The organism is Metabacillus lacus, assembly GCF_009674805.1.
Lineage (GTDB): Bacteria > Bacillota > Bacilli > Bacillales > Bacillaceae > Metabacillus_C > Metabacillus_C lacus.
Window position 1 is genome coordinate 16,228 of sequence record NZ_WKKI01000004.1, and the last position, 14,043, is coordinate 30,270.

Here is a 14,043-nt window from a genome sequence, read left to right on the forward strand (position 1 = left end):
GCCAGCTTTCTTCTTTCTTGCCTGTTCTTCATCTTTTAAAGGAATAAAAAAGGATCCGTTCTGGATTCTGATGCAAACACGCTGAGTTCAAATGACTTCTCATTCGCCATTGAGAGCAGAACGTCAGCTGCGCCCTGTTTCATTATACTTTCTATATGATGGCCTGCGTCAATGATATTCAATCCAAGCATCATCGCATCATGAGCTGTATGATAATAAATATCACCAGTAACAAACACATCTGCCCCGCTGAACTTTGCCTGGTGAATATACTTATTTCCATCTCCGCCAAGCACCGCTGCTTTTTTCACAGTATCATCAGGGTTTCCAACAATCCTCACTGTATCTACATTCAAGGACTGCTTAACATGTTCTGCAAATCTCTTAAGTGTCATTTCTTCAGGAACCTGTCCCACTCTCCCCAACCCTCTTTGAATTCCTTCGTTTTCCAGAGGGATGATGTCATATGCAACTTCTTCATAGGGATGCGCTTTTTTCAAGGCAGAGAGTACCATCTTTTCCCTGCTTTTCGGATAGATTGTTTCTAGTTTCACTTCATGTACTTCTTCCATCTCCCCAGGCTCTCCAAGGTATGGGTGAGATCCTTCCAGAGGAAGAAATGATCCTGTTCCTTCGGTTGTAAAGGTGCAGTGGCTGTAATTGCCGATATGTCCTGCCCCTGCATCCCCCAAAGCTTTTTTCACCTGTTTCTTATGCGTCTCAGGGACAAAGGCAATGAGCCTTTTTAATTCATCTGTATATGTAGGGGCTAACAGCTTTGTGTCTGTAAGGCCGAGAGCACCGGCCAACATATCATTTACGCCTCCGTCTGCTACATCCAGATTCGTATGTGCTGCGTACACAGCAATATCATGCTTGATGCATTTCTCAATTATTCTTCCTGATGGTGTATCTGTAATAACATTTTTTAACGATCTGAAAAGTGGAGGATGATGGGCAATGATCAGGTCAGCCCCTTTTTCAATAGCTTCATCAACAACTTCCTCCATCACATCCAGTGTCATCATCACCTGGGAAACAGGCTTATTCAGTGTGCCGATTTGAAGACCGATTTTGTCTCCTTCTAGCGCAAGTGATTTAGGTGCATAGCTTTCAAATAATGAAATGACTTCATAGCCGTTGGGGACTTTACTCATTATTGACCGCCTCCTCAATTTCTTTGATCTTCATTTTCAGCTCTTCTGTTTTTCTTAGATTCTCCGGAGTACCAGGAGCTTTAGATAAATCACTCAGCACTCTTTCCCAGTGCTTTCTTTCATTTTTCCACTTTTTCTCAAATACATCAGAGTTTTCTCTCATTAGTATCGGACCAAGAAGAAGCTCGGTTTCCAGCTTATCTTTTGAGTAGTGAAGAAGTGGAGCACCCTTTTCTGCAACCAGAATTTCGTAGATTTTTTCATCTTCTTCTAGAATTTGTTCGTGGAGTAGCTGCCACTCGTTGTCGATCAGCCATTTTCGTATATTGTTAGCATTCACATTCGGCTGGAGAATCAGCCTTTCTTTTCCAGATAGTATGCTCCTGCCTTCTTCCAGAATCTTCGTAATCAGAGTGCCGCCCATTCCGGCTATCGTGATGCAGTCAGCCTCTCCCTTTTCCAAAACGGACAGGCCGCTGCCTTTTCTAACCTCAATTCTATTTTCAAGTCCGCTTTTAGCGACCTGTTCAACAGCGGATTGGAATGGTCCCTCCACTACTTCGCCTGCAATAGCTTCTTCCGCAAGTTCATTAAGAACCGCATAGCAGGGAAGATAAGCATGATCAGATCCTATATCAGCAAGCACAGCTCCTTTAGGAATATAAGAACTTACTGCTTCAAGCCTTTGTGACAATTTTTGTTCATTCATGTTTTCACCACAATTTTCTTTTAAGATTATCTTCTCTTTATATAATAAAAAAAGTCCTTCACATATGCAAAGGACATCCTCAAAATTCTACTGTAATTCTGCGACCCACGCAGTCATCTCATCTAATTTTTCCTGTGGAACAAGGTTGCCCGGCATACCGTTTCCACCGTTTTGGATAATATTTTTGATATCATTTTCACTTAATCTTTCGCCGACACCTGTAAGCTTCGGTCCGACTCCGCCCTCATAATTTTGGCCATGACAGTTAATACAGCCCTGCTGAGCGTAAATTTCTTCAGGTGAAGCGTTTGCAACGTCTTCTGCCGGCTGCTCTTCTCCACCTTCAGCAAGCTGTCTTGCATCTCCTAAACCCTTAAAAGAAAATAAGAAAATAAGGCCGATTCCAAGAACGGCAATTAGTGCAAAAGGAATTAGCGGGTTGCGGTTCATCTTTGTTTCCTCCCTTATGTATAACTAACAAAAATTCCAAACAATCTCTATTTTACTTTAATTTTACTAGAAGATAAAGGATATTCATAGCATCTTGATAAGAATTTCACGAATTTGACAAAAAAACCCCATCTTGGAAAGATGAAGTTTCCGCTTTGTTTCAACAGCCAAGGTGCCTTGCAATGACCATTCTCTGTATCTCGCTTGCCCCTTCGCCTATTTCGGTAAGTTTTCCGTCTCTTAAGTATCTTTCCACTTCATATTCTTTCATATATCCATATCCGCCATGAATTTGAATAGCCTGAGAGGCAACTTCCATACATATTTCCGATGCATAAAGCTTGCACATGGAAGCTTCTTTTCCAAACGGCTTTCCTTGATCCTTTAACCAGGCGGCTTTATATACCATATTTCTTGCAAGTTCAACCTTCATTGCCATATCTGCAAGTTTAAACTGTATGGCCTGAAATTCCGATAAGGCTTTTCCAAACTGCTTTCTTTCTTTCGCATAGATCAGAGCTTTATCAAGAGCAGCCTGGGCAATTCCAACCGCCATAGCTCCAATTCCTATTCGTCCGCCATCAAGTGTAGCGAGGAATTGCTTAAAACCATTCCCTCGATCTCCAAGGAGATGATCTTGCGGAACCTCCACATCCTCCAGAACCAGTTCAGTCGTATTAGATGAATGAAGCCCCATTTTTTCATACTGATCCAGCACGGTAAAACCCGGCGCATCAGTCGGAACGATAATTGCACTAATCTCTTTTTTCCCATCCACTCTGCCTGTAACAGCCGTTAATGCAAGAAACTTGGCATATGAAGCGTTTGTAATGTAGCACTTATTTCCGTTAATGATAAAGCTACCATTCTGTTCTCTTGCTTGTGTCAGCGTTCCTCCTGCATCTGAACCGGCATTCGGTTCTGTCAGGCCAAAAGCTCCAAGTGATTCACCGGAACAAATTTGCGGAAGGTATTTTAGCTTCTGTTCCTCAGTACCAAATAAATCAATGGGAGCACCTCCCAGAGATATATGAGCAGAATAAGTGATTCCTGTGGATCCGCATGCTCTGCTCAGTTCCTCCGTTACAATAGCAAAACTAATGGTATCCGCTCCCGCTCCGCCATACTCTTCCGGAAAAGGCAGTCCAAGCATTCCCAATTCCCCCAGAGTATCAAATATCTCTTTGGGAAATACTTTAGTCCTGTCCCTTTCTATTGCTCCCGGTGCTACTTCCCCATCCGCAAACTCCCTGATTGTCCTTAATATCAGCTTCTGCTCCTGCGACAAATCAAAATTCATTGTAATCCCCCTTTGAATGCGCTTACAGAAATATTATAAAGATGATTCAATATTTTCTCAACTTTTAAATAACTTTTACCAAATATGATAAAAGTGTCAAAAGCAATCCTGCCGTTCCAACAATTAGATAATATCGCAGTTTTTTAAAGATGCCGGCCGCAGTCCAAATCAAGACATTGACCAGCAATACAGAATACACATTTATTTCAGGGAGAAATAACGTAGTAATATGCAAGCTGCCCAGAAGCAGCAGCAAAAAAAAGATGCCAGTAAGAGCATGTAATAAGCTTGTTTTTCTCAGGTAATAAATTCCGAAAATTCCGATAAGATAGAAAATAAAGACAAAAGAGATTTGCAAATAGGTTGGCAAACCATTAAAATAAAAAACAAGAAGGCTAAGCGGAATCAAAGCTCCGAGCATGAGGAAATAAAAAACCCTCTTGCGTCTATGAAATGCTGGTGCAGGAACTCCTTCCCCGCCTCCAGCTGAAGCTCCTTCTGTATAAAGAGCTAAGAGAAAATTACAGTAGGTTTCCGGCAGAAGTTTATTTTCTTTCCAGTACAGTATCTCTTGTATGATCACGTGTTTGCGGTCCTGTTCCATGCGCTACCTGCCTTCAGAAATGTCGTTATAAGTTTATTGTAAAAGTGGAGGAACAGCTTGTAAACAAGAAAAGCCGTAAGTGTATGGAAGGAATTCCTGGATGAAAGAAAATTGGAAGCTCAATGGTACAGCACTGCAGCAGAAATACTTTCATAAAAAAAAGACGGACTCATGTCCGCCTCCTATTCCAAGAAGTCTTTTAGTCGTTTGCTGCGGCTCGGATGGCGAAGTTTACGCAGCGCTTTAGCCTCTATTTGGCGGATACGCTCTCTCGTTACACCGAATACCTTGCCAACTTCTTCAAGGGTCCTTGTTCTGCCATCATCAAGCCCAAAACGAAGGCGAAGTACATTTTCTTCACGATCAGTCAGAGTGTCCAATACGTCTTCCAGCTGCTCTTTTAGAAGCTCGTATGCGGCATGTTCAGAAGGAGAAGTAGCATCCTGGTCCTCAATAAAATCACCCAGGTGTGAATCATCTTCTTCACCGATCGGCGTTTCAAGTGAAACAGGCTCTTGGGCTATTTTAAGAATTTCCCTTACCTTTTCCGGTGTCAGATCCATGTCTTCTCCGATTTCTTCAGGAGACGGTTCTCTCCCCAAATCCTGCAGGAGCTGCCTTTGGACTCTGATGAGTTTATTAATGGTTTCCACCATATGAACAGGGATACGGATGGTTCTGGCCTGGTCTGCAATTGCCCTTGTGATGGCCTGGCGAATCCACCATGTTGCATACGTACTGAATTTAAAGCCCTTACGATAGTCGAATTTCTCAACGGCTTTCATTAAGCCCATATTACCTTCCTGAATCAGATCCAAAAACAGCATGCCGCGTCCTACATAACGCTTCGCAATGCTTACGACGAGACGAAGGTTTGCTTCTGCCAGACGGCGTTTCGCTTCCTCATCGCCAGCTTCAATTCTGTTTGCAAGAGAAATTTCTTCATCAGCTGTTAATAAATCTACACGTCCAATTTCCTTCAAATACATACGGACAGGATCGTTGATTTTTACTCCCGGAGGAACGCTGAGATCATTCAGATCAAACTCTTCTTCTTCTTTCGCCAGCTGCTGAACATTAGGGTCTGCCGTCTCTTCATTCTCGCCGAGAAGTTCTACACCCTGCTCGCCCAAAAACTCATAATACTCATCCATCTGATCTGACTCTATTTCAAAGTTTGACATCCGTTCAGCGATCTCTTCGTATGTCAAAACCCCGCGTTTTTTACCAATCTCAGTTAATTGTTCTTTTACCTGTTCTATCGTTAGCTCGGAATCATGGGTTTGTTTATCAGCCATTGGATCCCCTCCTTCAAAAAAATGAATCAATCGCTGCCGGGATTGTGGGCAGCTGTGTAAGTATGCGATCTATTTTAACGCTCTTTTCAAACCTACAATCTCCATTGCAACCTGCGCAGCCTTCACATAATCTTTTGCTCTTTCGGCATCGTTTTTTTCTGCTTCTTTTTCTTTTATCTTTAACCAATTTTGGTGATTCAACACCTGCTTTACATAGTCGGACAATTCCTGTTCAGAAATCTCATCCTGTACCTGCATCATTGCAAGCTCTGTAAGATGCTGATGAAGCTTGCGGTCTTGCACCCTGGCTAAAAATTTCCCAGCATTAGCCTCGTTGCCCTCCTCATAATAAGCATATAAGTAAGTAACAATAGCACGATGTTCTTCGATATTAAACTGGAGGCCTACGCGGTCCAAAACTTTAAAAGCAAAGTCTTCATTTTTCAGCATATGTGCAATGAGCAAGCGCTCCGCATTATGAAAGGCAGGAAGCAGTCTTTTTTGTCTAGCCTTAAATTGAGCAGGCTTTTGTGCAGCTGGAGACGTTTGCTGACTGTTTGGCCTGGCGTTTGGATCTTTACGGCCGCTGCTCCGATGGATCTGCTCTTTCAGCACTTCAATTGGAAGAGAAAATTCACTGGAAAGCTGTTTGAGATAAATCTCCTGTTCTACCGGACTTTTGAGGGAACTAATTTCATGAAGAACCTTTTCGATATATTCAACTCGTTCTCCTTCATTTTGAAGATTTTTTCCTCTGCGGTAGTATTGCATTTTAAAAGCTGTTAATGTTACGCTTGCCCCTATTACATCATTCCTGAATTTCTCAGGACCATGTTTTCTTATGTAGTCATCGGGGTCCATCCCATCAGAGATAACGGCGACTCTTACTTTGCAGCCGATTGAAGTGAGAGTTCTTGAAGCTCTTATTGTGGCATCTGCGCCGGCAGAATCCGAATCATAGCAGATGATGATATCAGAAACATTCCGCTTCAGTATTTTAGCCTGTTCATCGGTCAGTGAAGTTCCCATTGTCGCAATGGAATGTTCTACACCTGATGCAGCTGCTGAAATAACATCGGCAAAGCCTTCAAACAGAATAGCCTGTTCTTGTTTTCTAATATGTAATCTTGCCTGATTAAAGTTATACAGCAATTTACTTTTGTTAAAAATCTTAGTTTCAGGGCTGTTCAAATATTTCGGCTGTTCATTCTTATTGAGAACTCTTCCGGAAAAAGCAACGGTGTTTCCATGGTGGTCGTGAATAGGAAACATAATCCGGTTTCTGAAACGGTCCAGAAAAGACTGATCTGACTGTTTGCGCACAAGCAGGCCGGCCTTTTCCATAAGTTCTGCGTCAAAGCCCCGTTTTGTGAGGAACTTGACTACAAAATCCCATGAATCCAACGAGTAGCCTATTTCAAACTTTTCAATTGTTTCTTTTGTAAAGCCCCTTTGAAGCAAATAATCCAGAGCTTCCTGACCTTCCTTTGTGTTTATTAACAAATGATGGTAAAATTTCTTTAAAAGCTCGTGAGCTTCTATCATGGTGTGAACATCTTTGTTTTTTTCAGGGGAAGCCTGCTGGCTTCCGGCAGGATCAGGCAGATCAATGCCTGCTTTTTCGCCCAGTTTATAAATAGAGTCGATAAAAGACAAGCCTTCAAGATTCATGAGAAAAGAAAAAACATTTCCTCCTTCTCCGCAGCCAAAACAGTGATAAATCTGCTTTTCAGGCGATACTGAGAAAGAAGGGGTGCTTTCCCCATGAAACGGGCAGAGCCCAAAATAATTTCTTCCCTGTTTCTTCAATTGAACATATTCATTAATCACTTCTACAATGTCAACTGAGCTTTGAATACTTTCAATTGTTTCATCGGGGATTCTATTTCCCATAACAACAACTCCGTGTTACAGTTATTCGCTGTTCATAAAGGAAATCCTTCATAATTCGACAGTATTTTTTTAAGAACTGTGATAAAATTCATTTTATCTTTATCAGTCAGTTTTTTCGGTCCTTTTGAATGGTTGCCGAGGCTTCTTTCCTTTGCAGCAAGATAGCGGTATTGCAAAGCAGAGTCAATATTAGACTCTGTATACTGTTTACCCCTTGGAGTGATAATTGTAACGTTTTTCCTTAGCAGCAATCCGGCTAACCCAATATCCTGAGTCACGACTAAATCTCCGGAGCTTGTATGGTTAGCAATGTATAAATCTGCTGCCTCCCTGCCGGTATCAACATACACCCATTCCCCTCCGAGCGAAGGGTTGGCCAGATGATTATATGACGCGACAAAAATGACAGGGAGATGATGCTCGCCCGCCGCCTGAAGAATTTCCTCTTTCACAGGGCAGGCATCAGCGTCGACAAAAATTTTCATATATCTATCGCTATCCTTTTCTATTCTACATCACTCCGCTATATCCTTCTTTTGTGTGGAAATCACCAAATTGAAAATCATGTCGAATTATTTACCGTCCAAAACCTTGACATTACACCTTAGATAGTTTATTCGAACTTTTAAAAGTCTAAACCTAAAATAAATAAATTTATCACAAATTTTTATTATAATACAAACTTTCTATTTTAGCTATCAAAAAATAATAACCCAGGGAGAAACCCCTGAGTCATTGTTTATGAACTTGATTTTGTCATAATGGTCTGTATTAAACTGGCTGTTTCCTCCACTGCTTTGTTTGAAACGTCTATTACTTCACAGCCGATTCTATCGACAATTTTTTCAAAGTAAGAGAGTTCCTCGTGAATTCGATCCATGTTTGCATACATTGCCTTGTCATTCAAACCTAAAGACTTCAGCCGCTCTCTTCTAATATCATTCAGCTTATCAGGGCTAATTTTTAAGCCTATGCATTTTGATGAAGGAACTTTATAAAGTTCTTCAGGGGGCTCAACTTCAGGAACAATCGGAACATTGGCCACTTTGAATCGTTTGTGTGCAAGATATTGTGAAAGGGGTGTCTTTGATGTCCTTGAAACACCGACTAGGATGATATCTGCTTTTAAAATTCCGCGGGGATCCCGCCCGTCATCATACTTTACTGCAAATTCAATTGCTTCGACTTTTTTAAAGTAGTCTTCATCAAGCTTTCGGACACGGCCCGGTTCATACTTTGGCTGAAGTTCATATGAAGTCTCCATTTTATCTATCAACGGTCCGATGATATCATAATAGATGACGCCCTTTTTTTCAGCTTCTTCAATTAGAGCCTTCCTTAAATTTGGTACTACAAGTGTAAAACAAACAATTGCCCTGTCCATCTTTGCCAGTGAAATCACTTCATGTACCGTTCCTATATCTTCAACATATGGAATTCTCTTAATCGTTGTGGCGGAAACATTGCCATTAAATTGGCTGATTGCCGCTTTTACAACCAGTTCTGCAGTTTCCCCTACTGAATCCGAGACAACATAAACTGTTCTCATACCCATTGATTCCCCCGTTCTCTCACTAAAGCATATCATTTTCTGCCAGACGCACCAAGATGTTAGTCATGTTTGTCTTCGTAATTCTGCCCGTTACTTCATAGCCCTGCTCCGTGTCCCTAATGATAGGCAGAGCATCAATCTGCTTTTCAATTAGTATTTTGGCAACATCCATTATGTAGTCATCTTTCCGGCACACTGTGATGTTAGGCATTCTTGTCATTATAATATTAACAGGAAAAGAGGTTAATTCCTGCTTTCCAATACTTGCTCTGAGAAGATCTTTTCTTGAGAGTACTCCTACCAATAGCGATTGTTCATCCACTACAAACAGAGTGCCGACATCCTCCAAAAACATGGTACAGATGGCGTCATATACAGAAACATTGTCAGGCACTACTACCGGGATAGACTGAAAGTCCTTCACCTGGAGTTTATTCAGTTTCTCGGACAGCAGCTGATTGCTGGTTTTGCCTGTAAAAAAATATCCAACTCTCGGCCTTGCTTCCAAATAGCCGGCCATTGTCAGGATGGCCAGATCCGGCCTGAGCGTAGCTCTTGTTAAGTGCAGCCGCTCTGCAATATGCTCCCCGGTAATGGGTCCATTTTCTTTTACAATTTCAAGGATTTTTTCCTGCCGCTTGTTCAGTTCTATTTTACTCACCACCCTGCTCTTAAAACGGATATCTATTAACTGGCGTATGCTCCTGCTGAACATAGCCGCTTATTTAAAATTCTATCAGCATTTTCTTCTTTTTATGACTACTGCTGCTGAGTAAGTTAATTAGGTTATACTATATATTAATATTATATACTAATTCCCCGGTAAAGTAAGCATATATTAACAAGCGAAAAGACGATTATCCATTGATAACCGCCTTTCCACTACTCTATTTTACTATAACCGCATTCATATCGGCAAAGGATTTGATTGCCTCAGCCAGGTGAACCATCTGGCTCAGCCTGTTACTTTGCAAAGCAGTGTCCGGTGCCATTACCATTGTATGTTCAAAATACTGGCGGATTGCAGGCTCAAGAGCATTCAGCTCGGAAAAAACCGAGTCATAGTCTGCTTTTTCTTCTAGTGTTTGCAGTCTTATTTCCAGCTGTTTAAAGTTATGATACAGCTTCTTTTCATGCTCATTTTCAAAAAGATTTTCCTGTATTTCACCTTTGGTCCCTTTACTGGAGATGTTTAACACCCTGGCCAGTGCTTCCACTGTCTCCTTAAACCCTTCTTTTCCTGACGCGGCCTCAAGAACCTTTGCCTTGGCAAAAAGGGCTGTTGCTTCTTGATGCTTGGAGCCAAGCACCGCATCAATCAAGTCATAACGGACTCCTTCTTCTCCCAGAACATGCTTCATCCTCATTCTGAAAAATTGCAGAATATCCTTTTGGGCATCTTCATGCCCCCCTGCTTCAAATAAGGCTAAAGCCATCTCCGCCAGTTCAGGGAAAGACAATCTCCATCTTTTAGCCAGGAGAATTTGCACAATTCCTGAAGCCTGCCTGCGAAGTGCGTATGGATCCTGTGAGCCTGTAGGGATATTACCGATAGAGAAAAATCCTGCGATGGAGTCAAGCTTATCTGCCAAAGCAACTACAGCACCTATGCGTGATGCCGGAGCAGCATCCTCAGCAAATCGCGGCTGATAATGTTCATTAATTGCAGCTGCAACTTCCGGTGCCTCTCCTGCAAGAAGTGCATATTTTTCACCCATCATACCCTGCAGCTCAGGGAATTCATATACCATGTGACTGACCAAATCAAATTTACAGATGCCGGCCGCCCTTTCAAGAAGCATAAGCTCTTCATCCGTGAAGTTCAGCTGTTCGCCAATCTGTTGCGAAAGCTTGACGATTCTTCTTACTTTATCGCCGACAGTTCCAAGCTTTTCATGAAATACGACTCTTTCAAGCTTTTCCATTGCGGTGCTGATGGACAGCTTCTGATCTTCCTTGTAAAAAAAGTTTGCATCGGAAAGCCGCGCTTTCAGAACTTTTTCATTTCCCCTGGCAACCGCATCAAGGCTGCGGTCATCCCCATTACGGACTGTCACGAAGTGAGGTAGCAGCTTTCCGTCTGCGTTTTTCACAGGAAAATAGCGCTGATGCTCTTTCATTGAAGTAATGAGTACTTCCTGAGGCAGCGTTAAATACTCTTCTTCAAAAGACCCATAAAGAGCGGTTGGGTATTCTACAAGATTATTAACCTCTTCCAGCAGTTCTTCATCAACAGGTATTATCCAGGAGTGCTGAAGCTCAAGTGCTTTCAGCTGTTCTCGAATACAGCTTTTTCTCGCTTTTGCATCACCTTCAACAAATTGTTCTTTCAGTACAGCTCTATACTGAGAAGGTTCACTGATGCTGGCTTTGCCTCCCAGGAACCGGTGGCCCCATGTATGCACAGAAGATTGTACGCCTGCCACTTCAAAGGAAATGAGTTTCTCTCCGAATAATGCAGCAATCCATTTAATAGGGCGGGCATAACGAAGGTCAGAATTTCCCCATCTCATATTTTTCGGGAAGGATAATCCTGTAATAATAGCCGGCAAATCCTTTGCAAGCAAGCTCAGTGTTTCTCCTCCGGCAATATGTTTTTGTACATGAACATACTCTATGCCATTTATCTCTTTGAAGAAGATATCTTCAACAGACGCACCCTGCCCCCTGGTAAAACCAATTGCAGCCTTTGTCCAGTTTCCTTCAGAATCAATGGCTATTTTCCTTGCCGGACCTTTTGCTTCTTCTTCAATATCGTCCTGTTTTTCTGCAGCTTCCTTCACCAGCACTGCAAGTCTTCTTGGAGTAGAGAAGGGCACAGCTTCAGCATAGGAAATACGGTTATCTTTCAGCCAGGCTTCAACCTTGCTTTTCAATTGAGTGCTCGCGTCTGTAACAAACCTTGCCGGGAGCTCCTCAAGGCCTATTTCAAGGAGAAAGTCTTGTCTATTCATGATTCTTGCCCTCCGCTTCTTTTGACATAGGGAAACCAAGTTTTTCACGTTCCTCATAGTAAGTTCCGGCTACCCTTCTTGCCATATTCCTCATTCTTCCGATGTAGCCGGTTCTCTCTGTAACGGAAATCGCTCCTTTTGCATCAAGAAGGTTGAAGGTGTGCGAGCATTTCAATACATAGTCATATGCCGGATGAACAAGCCCTTCATCCATCTGGCGAAGCGCTTCTTTCTCATACATGCTGTAAAGTTCAAAAAGCATGTCGGTATTAGATGTTTCAAATGTGTACTTAGAATGTTCATATTCAGGCATAAGGAAGATATCCCTTACAGAGAATCCTTCTGTCCACTCCAGGTCAAAAACATTCTCTTTATCCTGAATATAAGATGCCAGCCTTTCAATTCCGTATGTAATTTCAACAGAAACAGGTTTGCACTCAATGCCCCCTACCTGCTGAAAATAAGTGAATTGAGTAATTTCCATTCCATCCAGCCATACTTCCCATCCAAGACCTGCACACCCAAGGGAAGGATTTTCCCAGTTATCCTCCACAAAACGAATATCATGATCAAGCGGGTTAATCCCCAGTGCCTTTAATGAGTCCAGGTACAGCTCCTGAATATTATCTGGCGAAGGTTTCATAATCACTTGAAATTGATGATGCTGATACAGCCTGTTTGGATTTTCTCCATATCTTCCGTCAGCAGGCCTGCGAGAAGGCTCTACATAGGCCACATTCCATGGCTCCGGTCCAATTGCTTTTAAAAAAGTGAACGGACTCATTGTTCCGGCACCTTTTTCAGTATCATAGGCCTGCATAAGGATACAGCCCTGATCTGACCAGTGTTTTTGAAGCGTCAGTATCATTTGTTGAATATTCATTCAAGCACCTCCCAATAAATTTAAAAACATAAAAAACTCCCGTCTCTATGTCTTTGAAGTTGACATAGGGACGAGAGTTACCCGCGGTTCCACCCTATTTGCCAAGAAGAAGATATCTCAGCCGCTTTATGTAATGGTGCCGCTCCGGAATGCCCTTCTCCGCCGTTTCATCCCCGGCTTTCACCATCCCGGAGTCGCTGAAATTGAAAGAGTGCAGATACTTTTTTCCTTCTATGCAGCATGTTCAGTTTTTTAAAAATATAATCGAAAAATAAGCAATTGTCAACTTTGATCTGACAGCTTGCCCCGAAGCGCGTCCATTTGATCCAGGAATTTTTTGGATTTTAAATACAATCCTGAGTATTCCTGATAGTAGGTATCAATTACAGTCTTTAATTCCTTTTTTGTTTGTGGCTTAACAGAAATACTGCCAAGCCTGTTAAGATCAAAATAATAAAACAGCCTTAGCAGCTTTACTGCAGTCTGGGAGAGAGGAATGCGATAAGGATCTTTAGCAAAGCAGCGATGGCAGATAAAGCCGCCTTCCCGGATGGAAAAATGAAAATCCCCTTCCTTGCTGCTGCAGATGGAACAGGAATCCAAATGAGGATACAGACCCAGTACATTCAGCATCTTCATCTCGAAAATATGGATTAATATTTCAGCGTCAACGTCTTCGTTAATATACGTAAGCAGCTGAAGAAACAGCTGAAACAAAAAAGGATTAGGCTGATGATTTTCAGTCGCTCTATCCAGCAGTTCTGCTGCATAAGAAGCATAGCCCGTTAAGAAAATGTCTTCCCTGATGCCCCTCATGTTTGTAACAGCTTCGCCCTGCTGCAAACTGCCCAGGCCGGACGACCGCTGATACAGGTAATAACCATGGGTAAACGGCTGGGTAACAGCGGCCAGGCGGCTGTTTGTCTTCTTAGCACCCCGGGCCATTACACCTATCTTTCCGTTTTCTCTTGTATAAATCGTAACAATTTTATTTGTTTCTCCGTAATCACTTGTCCGGATTACAATTCCTTCGCTTTTTTGAAGCATGATCCCACCACCCGGCCGGGAAACAGGCAAGATTACAGTATTGGGAAATCTAGTTCAGCTAGGTCATCGTCCTCTAAATCGGGTGAATCAGGATGCTCCTTTTCAAGTTCCTTAAAAAGAAGATAAGTATTAATATCACCTGTGCTCGAGAAAATTTTCCAGGTAAAGTCTAACATGAGATACCCCGCCTCTCGTT

General features: G+C 42.2%; 14 protein-coding genes and 1 other annotated feature. All 14 genes read right to left on the reverse strand.

Annotation, left to right across the window (positions count from 1 at the left end; all coding sequences use genetic code 11):
• Positions 1-35 precede the first annotated feature (35 nt).
• The 14 genes from GJU40_RS03820 to GJU40_RS03885 all read right to left on the reverse strand — a co-directional run bounded on the left by GJU40_RS03820 (position 36) and on the right by GJU40_RS03885 (position 14,023).
• Positions 36-1,157: a Nif3-like dinuclear metal center hexameric protein gene (locus GJU40_RS03820; RefSeq protein ID WP_154306430.1), complete on the reverse strand. Its 1,122-nt coding sequence runs from the start codon at positions 1,155-1,157 to the stop codon at positions 36-38.
• A complete protein-coding gene (locus GJU40_RS03825; RefSeq protein ID WP_154306431.1) occupies positions 1,150-1,866 on the reverse strand; it encodes a tRNA (adenine(22)-N(1))-methyltransferase in 717 nt (238 codons plus the stop codon). Before GJU40_RS03825 ends, GJU40_RS03820 begins: the two co-directional genes overlap by 8 nt.
• Before the next feature lie 87 nt (positions 1,867-1,953).
• Positions 1,954-2,316, reverse strand: coding sequence for a cytochrome c550 (gene cccA, locus GJU40_RS03830; protein ID WP_154306432.1), 363 nt, complete (start codon positions 2,314-2,316; stop codon positions 1,954-1,956).
• A gap of 160 nt (positions 2,317-2,476) precedes the next feature.
• Positions 2,477-3,616 (reverse strand): acyl-CoA dehydrogenase family protein, encoded by a 1,140-nt coding sequence (locus GJU40_RS03835; protein WP_154306433.1) that lies wholly within the window; start codon positions 3,614-3,616, stop codon positions 2,477-2,479.
• Between the two features lie 64 nt (positions 3,617-3,680).
• Positions 3,681-4,220 carry a hypothetical protein gene (locus GJU40_RS03840; RefSeq protein WP_154306434.1) on the reverse strand — a complete coding sequence of 180 codons (540 nt, stop codon included), beginning with the start codon at positions 4,218-4,220 and terminating at the stop codon, positions 3,681-3,683.
• A gap of 182 nt (positions 4,221-4,402) precedes the next feature.
• Positions 4,403-5,518 carry an RNA polymerase sigma factor RpoD gene (gene rpoD / locus GJU40_RS03845; RefSeq protein WP_154306435.1) on the reverse strand — a complete coding sequence of 372 codons (1,116 nt, stop codon included), beginning with the start codon at positions 5,516-5,518 and terminating at the stop codon, positions 4,403-4,405.
• Positions 5,519-5,587: 69 nt separating this feature from the next.
• Entirely contained in the window at positions 5,588-7,411 is a 1,824-nt protein-coding gene (gene dnaG / locus GJU40_RS03850; protein ID WP_154306436.1) for a DNA primase, read from the reverse strand.
• A 32-nt stretch (positions 7,412-7,443) separates the two neighbouring features.
• Entirely contained in the window at positions 7,444-7,896 is a 453-nt protein-coding gene (locus GJU40_RS03855) for a YaiI/YqxD family protein (protein ID WP_154306437.1), read from the reverse strand.
• Positions 7,897-8,150: 254 nt separating this feature from the next.
• On the reverse strand, positions 8,151-8,966 hold the full coding sequence (locus GJU40_RS03860; protein WP_154306438.1) for a pyruvate, water dikinase regulatory protein: 816 nt from the start codon (positions 8,964-8,966) through the stop codon (positions 8,151-8,153).
• A gap of 19 nt (positions 8,967-8,985) precedes the next feature.
• Positions 8,986-9,624, reverse strand: a complete 639-nt coding sequence (gene ccpN / locus GJU40_RS03865) for a transcriptional regulator CcpN (RefSeq protein WP_343031377.1) — start codon at positions 9,622-9,624, stop codon at positions 8,986-8,988.
• A gap of 226 nt (positions 9,625-9,850) precedes the next feature.
• Positions 9,851-11,917 (reverse strand): glycine--tRNA ligase subunit beta, encoded by a 2,067-nt coding sequence (gene glyS / locus GJU40_RS03870; protein WP_154306440.1) that lies wholly within the window; start codon positions 11,915-11,917, stop codon positions 9,851-9,853.
• A complete protein-coding gene (gene glyQ / locus GJU40_RS03875) occupies positions 11,910-12,800 on the reverse strand; it encodes a glycine--tRNA ligase subunit alpha (protein ID WP_154306441.1) in 891 nt (296 codons plus the stop codon). Before glyQ ends, glyS begins: the two co-directional genes overlap by 8 nt.
• Before the next feature lie 63 nt (positions 12,801-12,863).
• Positions 12,864-13,043, reverse strand: a binding site (T-box leader).
• A 39-nt stretch (positions 13,044-13,082) separates the two neighbouring features.
• Positions 13,083-13,847, reverse strand: coding sequence for a DNA repair protein RecO (gene recO, locus GJU40_RS03880; RefSeq protein WP_154306442.1), 765 nt, complete (start codon positions 13,845-13,847; stop codon positions 13,083-13,085).
• Positions 13,848-13,879: 32 nt separating this feature from the next.
• The gene (locus tag GJU40_RS03885; protein ID WP_154306443.1) at positions 13,880-14,023 is read right to left on the reverse strand and encodes a YqzL family protein; all 144 of its coding nucleotides are present in this window, start codon (positions 14,021-14,023) and stop codon (positions 13,880-13,882) included.
• Between the last annotated feature and the right edge of the window lie 20 nt (positions 14,024-14,043).

What these genes read in the sequence shown, in the direction of transcription:
- GJU40_RS03820 (WP_154306430.1), bottom strand. Translation starts at nt 1,157, where the DNA reads ATGAGTAAAGTCCCCAACGGCTATGAAGTCATTTCATTATTTGAAAGC.
- GJU40_RS03825 (WP_154306431.1), bottom strand. Translation starts at nt 1,866, where the DNA reads ATGAATGAACAAAAATTGTCACAAAGGCTTGAAGCAGTAAGTTCTTAT.
- cccA (WP_154306432.1), bottom strand. Translation starts at nt 2,316, where the DNA reads ATGAACCGCAACCCGCTAATTCCTTTTGCACTAATTGCCGTTCTTGGA.
- GJU40_RS03835 (WP_154306433.1), bottom strand. Translation starts at nt 3,616, where the DNA reads ATGAATTTTGATTTGTCGCAGGAGCAGAAGCTGATATTAAGGACAATC.
- GJU40_RS03840 (WP_154306434.1), bottom strand. Translation starts at nt 4,220, where the DNA reads ATGGAACAGGACCGCAAACACGTGATCATACAAGAGATACTGTACTGG.
- rpoD (WP_154306435.1), bottom strand. Translation starts at nt 5,518, where the DNA reads ATGGCTGATAAACAAACCCATGATTCCGAGCTAACGATAGAACAGGTA.
- dnaG (WP_154306436.1), bottom strand. Translation starts at nt 7,411, where the DNA reads ATGGGAAATAGAATCCCCGATGAAACAATTGAAAGTATTCAAAGCTCA.
- GJU40_RS03855 (WP_154306437.1), bottom strand. Translation starts at nt 7,896, where the DNA reads ATGAAAATTTTTGTCGACGCTGATGCCTGCCCTGTGAAAGAGGAAATT.
- GJU40_RS03860 (WP_154306438.1), bottom strand. Translation starts at nt 8,966, where the DNA reads ATGGGTATGAGAACAGTTTATGTTGTCTCGGATTCAGTAGGGGAAACT.
- glyS (WP_154306440.1), bottom strand. Translation starts at nt 11,917, where the DNA reads ATGAATAGACAAGACTTTCTCCTTGAAATAGGCCTTGAGGAGCTCCCG.
- glyQ (WP_154306441.1), bottom strand. Translation starts at nt 12,800, where the DNA reads ATGAATATTCAACAAATGATACTGACGCTTCAAAAACACTGGTCAGAT.
- recO (WP_154306442.1), bottom strand. Translation starts at nt 13,847, where the DNA reads ATGCTTCAAAAAAGCGAAGGAATTGTAATCCGGACAAGTGATTACGGA.
- GJU40_RS03885 (WP_154306443.1), bottom strand. Translation starts at nt 14,023, where the DNA reads ATGTTAGACTTTACCTGGAAAATTTTCTCGAGCACAGGTGATATTAAT.